Here is a 3,309-nt window from a genome sequence, read left to right as displayed (position 1 = left end):
TTAGGGCATGGTTGGGACGGTGGATTGTTGAGCCGGTGCGTGCCCGGCTCCGTCGCCCCCGCGTTTCAGGTCAACGGTCCGCCGGGCTTGTCGTGGATGATGGTGTCGGTCAGGAAGTCGGCGGTTTCGGGGTGGTCGGCCATGTAGTGCAGGCCGCGGCTCTCTTTGCGTTGCTTGGCGGAGCGGATGATCAATTCCGCCACGTCGGCAATGTTGCGTAGCTCCAGCAGATCGGACGTCACGAGGTAGTCGCCGTAGTATTGCTTGATCTCCTCGCGCAGGTTGCGGATGCGGCGGCGGGCGCGCGCGAGGCGCCGCTCGGTGCGGACGATGCCGACATAGTCCCACATCGCGGTGCGCACTTCGTTCCAGTTGTGTTCCACCACCACGGCTTCGTCGGACGAAACCGCTTCGCCGCACTTCCAGGCGGGGATCCCGGTCTCTTCCTTGAATTGGTCGTGGACGCGCGCGATTTCCCGTGCGGTTTCATGGCCGCAGACGAGCGCCTCGAGCAGCGAGTTGCTGGCGAGCCGGTTGGCGCCGTGCAGTCCGGTGCTGGCCACCTCGCCGCAGGCGTAGAGCCCGGGCAGGGCGGTGGTGCCGTCGACGTCGGCCACGATGCCGCCGCAGGAATAGTGCGCGGCCGGCACGACCGGAATCGGCTCGGTGGCCATGTTGACCCCGTAGCGCAGGCACGCCGCGTAAAGGTTCGGGAAGCGCTCGCGCAGGAACGCCTCGGATCGGTGGGTGATGTCGAGGTAGACATAGGGGTCGCCGTGCTTCTTCATCACGAAGTCGATCGCGCGCGCGGTGACGTCGCGCGTGGCCAGCGAGCCGCGTTCGTCGAAATCCTTCATGAAGGCATGGCCGCGGATGTCCTTGAGCTCGGCGCCTTCGCCGCGCACCGCTTCCGAAATCAGGAAGGATTTCGCCTGCGGGTGGTAGAGGCAGGTGGGGTGGAATTGGACGAATTCCATGTTGCGGATCGGTAGGCCGGCGCGCCAGGCCATTGCCACGCCGTCGCCCGTCGCCACGTCGGGGTTGGAGGTGTAGGGGTAGACCTTGCCGAGCCCGCCGGTCGCCAGCACGGTGCACTTGGCTTGGATGGGATAGATTTTGTCGGTCTTCGTGTCGAGGAAGTAGGCCCCGATGCAGCGGTTGGGGCCGGGGTGCTTGATCCATTCCGTCGTAACGAGGTCGATCGCCATCAGGTGTTCGCGGATCGTGATGTTGCCGTTTTCGCGGGCGCGGGCCACCAGCACCTGCATCATCGATTGCCCGGTGATGTCGCCGGCATGCAGCACGCGGCGATGCGAGTGGCCACCTTCCTGCCCGAGGTCGTATTCGAGCTTCGCGTTATGGCCCTGCGGTTTGCTGTGGTCGAACTCGATGCCGAGTTCCTCCAAGGCGGCGATGCGGGATCCGCCGCCTTTGACGATGCGCTCGACCACCTTTGGGTCGCAGAGGCCATAGCCCGTGCCGAGCGTATCCTCGATGTGCGCCTCGACCGTGTCGTTCGGGTCGATCACGCAGGCAATGCCCCCTTGGGCATAAAAGCTGTTGCACTCGGTCGCTTCCGCTTTGCTGGCAACCAGCACGGTGCCGTGCTTGCACAGTTCCATGGCGCAGGTCAGTCCCGCGAGCCCGGAACCAATGACGAGGAAATCGAATTTTTTAGTCGTGTTTTTCATGGTCGGTGACGAGTGAGTCGTGAGGCGTGAGGAATTCACGTTTCACTCGTCACATCTTACGCTTTCTTTCTGGTCCTCGGCGTCTTGCCGGATTTTCGCAATGGTGTTCTGCTTGGTCTGTTGGATAAATCCGGCCTTGGCCGGATCGGTTTCGGAGGCGAGCTGTTGGTCGAACATGATCTCGGTTTCGGCCACTTTGGCCTTCATCTTGGAATCGATCTCCGCGATCGCCGCCTTCTGTGCATTGGTCAACGGGTTGGCTTTGCCACCGAGGCGCTCCATCGCCAGCTCATACGCGCTCTTCATGCCGCTCATTGTTTTTTCCTTTCAGACCGTGGAATATAGGTGTTCGCTCCGCGAATGGAAAGGCGGAATCACGCACCCGTGGGATAGACGATGAAGGGAAGCTCCGCTTTCATGTCGGGCCAGCGGGCGATGTCGCCGTGGAAGACGATCTGCCACTCGATGCCGTCGTGGTTGCCGAGGCGCGAAGCGGGTTGGTCTTTCGGCACCTGGAAGCCGAGGGTGCCGTGGGCGATCTCGTGCTGCTTTTGGGTGACGAGCAACTCCTGTTCGTGGATCGGGGTTCTGACGACGCTGCTTTGCGTCTTGCCGCCGCTGCGCCGGGTTTCGGTGGTGACCTGCAGGCATTTGAGCGTGATTTTCAGCGCGCTGATCCGGTCGATCCGCCCGTTGGTTCTCCAGCGCATCGCGACCGATGTTCCGGGCCGGATGTTGCCGGGGACGATCTCGACGGTGGGGCGGGGGTTGAAGGTGGCCAAGATGGCGTGGACGGCTCCGGCGGCAATGGCGACGCCGAACAGACCGAAGATGATGGGGAATGCCATCGGCGCATCCGACTTGAAGATCAAGTAGACGATTCCGCCCCAGGCGCTGGCAAACAGGGTCAGGGCGATCGCCTTGGCCGCCGGGGATTTCCCCTTGAGCGTGACCTCGTATGCATTCGCCTGCCGCTCGTCGAGCTTGGCGTTGCCGCCCTTGGCGCGGAACCCGGCCACCATGATCGCGGCGCCAACGAGGGCGAAGACGAGCGGAAAGAGGCCGAACAACAAGCCGAGGGAGGGCTCGCGGTTGATGACCGATTCCGTCGGATCGGCCGGGTTGACGTAAACCGTGAATTTTTTGCGTTTGGGATACTTCCGGACAATGGCGGCCTTGCCGGAATAGCCGCTGCTCGATCCCCCCGAGAAGGTGTATTGGTCGCCGAAGTATTCCTGGCCATCGATCGTATAGCGGTAGGCGATGTAGGGGCTGTAGGTGGTGCCGTCGTCGCTGTTGTGCGATTTCACCTTGCTCGAAACCACGGTGGCCTGGACCTCGTTCCACGTTTGGGCATCGCGGGTTTTTTGCAGCGGTTCGAACAGGAACGGTTTAAGCATCAGCACGCCGATCAAAAAGAAGATCGAACCGAACGGCACCAGGAACAGTTTGGGCGAGCGCTCTTTCTTGGCCTTCGCGGGCTCGCCGTCGCGCTTGTTCCGCCCGCGCAACCACGGGATCGTGGCGAACAAGAGTCCGACGGCCGGGAAGATCAATGCAAAGCCGAGGCCCTTCTTCGCCCCCGCCACGGTCGGCAGGTCCAGCACGGCTTCGGCGG

At 62.7% G+C, this 3,309-nt stretch carries 3 protein-coding genes; all 3 read right to left on the bottom strand.

What is annotated here, in order from left to right:
• Window positions 1-65 precede the first annotated feature (65 nt).
• Window positions 66-1,691 (bottom strand): L-aspartate oxidase, encoded by a 1,626-nt coding sequence (gene nadB / locus ABYO54_RS15595; RefSeq protein WP_372809157.1) that lies wholly within the window; start codon window positions 1,689-1,691, stop codon window positions 66-68.
• A gap of 42 nt (window positions 1,692-1,733) precedes the next feature.
• Window positions 1,734-2,006: a hypothetical protein gene (locus ABYO54_RS15590; RefSeq protein WP_372809156.1), complete on the bottom strand. Its 273-nt coding sequence runs from the start codon at window positions 2,004-2,006 to the stop codon at window positions 1,734-1,736.
• Window positions 2,007-2,065: 59 nt separating this feature from the next.
• A partial coding sequence (locus tag ABYO54_RS15585) for a DUF3592 domain-containing protein (RefSeq protein WP_372809155.1) occupies window positions 2,066-3,309 on the bottom strand: 1,244 nt, incomplete at its 5' end.

This window comes from Pontiella sp. (assembly GCF_041622395.1).
In the GTDB taxonomy this organism is placed as follows: Bacteria; Verrucomicrobiota; Kiritimatiellia; order Kiritimatiellales; family Pontiellaceae; genus Pontiella.
The sequence above is the reverse complement of the archived record's forward strand: the minus strand, read 5'-3'. Positions and strand labels throughout refer to the sequence as shown.

Bases quoted from the DNA above. Each gene is read 5' to 3' on its own strand.
- nadB (WP_372809157.1), bottom strand. From the start codon at position 1,691: ATGAAAAACACGACTAAAAAATTCGATTTCCTCGTCATTGGTTCCGGG.
- ABYO54_RS15590 (WP_372809156.1), bottom strand. From the start codon at position 2,006: ATGAGCGGCATGAAGAGCGCGTATGAGCTGGCGATGGAGCGCCTCGGT.